The sequence below is a fragment of the Chryseobacterium sp. genome (assembly GCF_022712095.1).
GTDB lineage: Bacteria > Bacteroidota > Bacteroidia > Flavobacteriales > Weeksellaceae > Chryseobacterium.
Genome location: NZ_JALAHD010000246.1, coordinates 1 through 2829 on the forward strand (window position 1 = coordinate 1; position 2829 = coordinate 2829).

Sequence of the window (2829 nt, forward strand, 5' to 3'; positions counted from 1 at the left end):
ATTTCCTGTTCTTCCCTGACCTGTTCTGTATGCTGAGCCACTTCCTGAAGTATACACTGCATTATCTTCTGCACCAATGGCTACAGAGAAATAATATCCGGCAGCTCCTTTTTTGATTTTGAAATCCTGACCTCCGTAAAGATTATAGTTAATTTCATCATTCACTGATTGAGCATCCATTAGACAACCTGTCCAGTCACCAAGGGTAGATGATTTTTTATATCTTACACAACTCAAACTCTGATCATAAACAATAGTTCCTTCAGGTGCTTCATCCGCCGGTACTCTTATTGCCTGGGAAGTAGTTACACCATCATCATCCGTTTCGTTGATGGTGATGGTCTGAAAAGGGTTGTCAAAGGTAGTTACAGAAGGCACGACTACCAGATTGGATTCGTCTCCAGCAGCATTTATCGTAGTATAAATACTATCTACATCCACTTTTTCTACAATAGGTAATACGAGTCCCATTGTATTTTTACCGTTTTTCTGGTTGATATCTACTCTTCCCTGAGGAGTATCTGTTCCGATTCCGAACTGCCCGTATAAAGGGGATATTATGATTATAAATAAGAAGGTATATATTATTTTTTTCATCTTTAATTTATTTTTTAATTAGCATAGGAATGGGAAGTGAAGTAAATCCCGTACTTACCGCTCCCAACTGGTTTACATTTACGCTTCCTGTTCCATATCCGTATCCACCGCTGTTATTTACAGGGTCAACAGTTTGGACCATTAAAGAGTGATTTAACCCTATAGATGCCTGCTGGAATAATGTTCCTTCATAAATAGCTTTGCTGTACATAGGGATAAAACCTGTTAGATTTTCTCCTGAAGTTGTGTTAGTTCCGGGAGAATATTTAACTGTCGTAGTTCCGTTAAAGAATCCTAACCCTATACGCTGAGGCTGAGTATCACTTCCGGAAGCATAAATATTTTTATTGGTAATTACTATGCTAGACCCTGTATTGGCTGCTGTAGCATCCATTCTTGAAACAGCGATATACATAATTTCCTCATCAGCTTCCAATCCTGCTCCTCCATTAATAGAAGAAGTAACATCTACCGGTATAGCAGAGAATGCGGTAGATTCAGTACCGTAGGCTCTTGTAGCTCCCCATGCATATAGTTTTTTTCCGTCATCTGTTACTGCTAAACCATGATTTGTCCCCATCGCTACCTGCTTAAAGGTTTCCCCGGATAAAATCTGAGTAGGAGTAATATATCCTGAAGAAGCACCGGTTCCCAATCTTCCCTGCGCCTGATTTCCCCAGACATATATCTCTCCGGCAGCTGTTAGTCCTGCTGCGGAGTATCTTGCCAAAGAAATATCTTTCATAATATAAGAAGATAAGTTTGGAATTGCTGTAGGAACCTGATATGAGTTAGCTGCTGTAGTGGAGTTTAACCCGTTCCCCAAGGTGCCTTCAGAAGAAGCTCCTATTCCATATACTTTACTATCATCCCCTAAGATAAGAGAGTTTAGATAACCTGCTTCTACACGGACTGCTTTCACAGTTTCAGGCCATCCTTTAACTTTCATAGGAAATACCTTATCTCCCGTATTTCCATGCCCTGTACGGTAATTTGCTCCTTCTCCCCAAGTCCAAAGCTCTCCGTTAGAAGTAGCTGCCATACCGTGAAGATCACCGGCTGAAATATCTACAACGGATTTGGCTAAAATCAAAGAATAAGTAGCTGTAGTTCCAGAGGTATTTCCTACTCCTGTTTTTCCTACTGAATTTTGTCCTGATGCATATACTGCATTATCATCTAATCCCAGTATTAGTGAGAAGTTATCTCCTGCAGCCACCTTCTTTACTCTTACATTGAGTCCTCCGTATACATCATAATCAAAAAGTGTAGAGATAGATGAGTTATCAACTAAACAATCCTGCCATGTGCTGTCACCATTTTTTACTCTTACACATTTGTTTTGGCTATCATATACCAGTGTTCCTTCAATAGCAGCACTTCCTGATGGGGTTACTACATTAGGAAGACGGCTTCCATCTGTTAGAGTGTCTACTTTAGGTAGAATTAATCCTACATTTCTTGTTAAAGAATCATTCACTGTTCCATCTGCCGGGAATTGTCCTCTGAGATGAAGAGCTCCTTTCATGGCTGGCTCACCAATGCCCACTTGTCCAAACATGAAGACACTAAGCAGAATTAATGAGAATACATAAATTTTTTGCTTCATTATTTACTATTTTTTTTGGTTAAACTTTTGTTGGGAATAATTTTAATAATTACTGCTAATTTAACATAATTAATTTAATATTATGTCCTTGGAAGTTAATTATTATTTAAGTATTTCGTGATAGTTAGTTGAAATGTGGTGGCGTTTAAAAGAAAGAAGAATAGATGGTTAAGATTAAAAAAGAGAGGTTTTATTTTGAGGATAAGTAGGTAGTGAGAGCTTTCTTTATTCCGTCAGGAATTAGTAAATGTCACATTCATTACATGATTTATTAGGGCTATAGGTCCGGTAGATGATATTATGGGATATGTAGTAATAAACAAATAGAAATAGATTATAGGGAAATATTACCGTAGTTCTTCGTATGTAAGCCCTCTTTATTGATGTTAAAATTAATAAGTTGAAGGCGAAGAAAAAGAGTTTTATAATAAATAATTATTAGTCTTTAATCTTTGAAAAAATAGAATAATAAAAAGCGACTTATAATTAAGCCGCTTTTTATTAAGTGGAGTTGGAGGGTTCCGAACTGTCTCTTTAAATCTCTTTATTTATCAATCTTTTTAAAAGATGAGGCTTCTGCTACTCACCGAATTACTCACTTTGAAAATGTAGGTTTTTGATTC

General features: G+C 37.2%; 2 protein-coding genes. Both read right to left on the reverse strand.

Translation table 11 applies throughout. From position 1 onward, the window contains the following. Positions 1-597 (reverse strand): hypothetical protein (locus Q0A18_RS12825; RefSeq protein ID WP_292010548.1); only part of this gene is annotated, 597 nt, incomplete at its 3' end. A gap of 7 nt (positions 598-604) precedes the next feature. Further along, complete coding sequence (locus tag Q0A18_RS12830) at positions 605-2206, reverse strand: hypothetical protein (protein ID WP_292010549.1); 1602 nt, start codon at positions 2204-2206, stop codon at positions 605-607. Between the last annotated feature and the right edge of the window lie 623 nt (positions 2207-2829).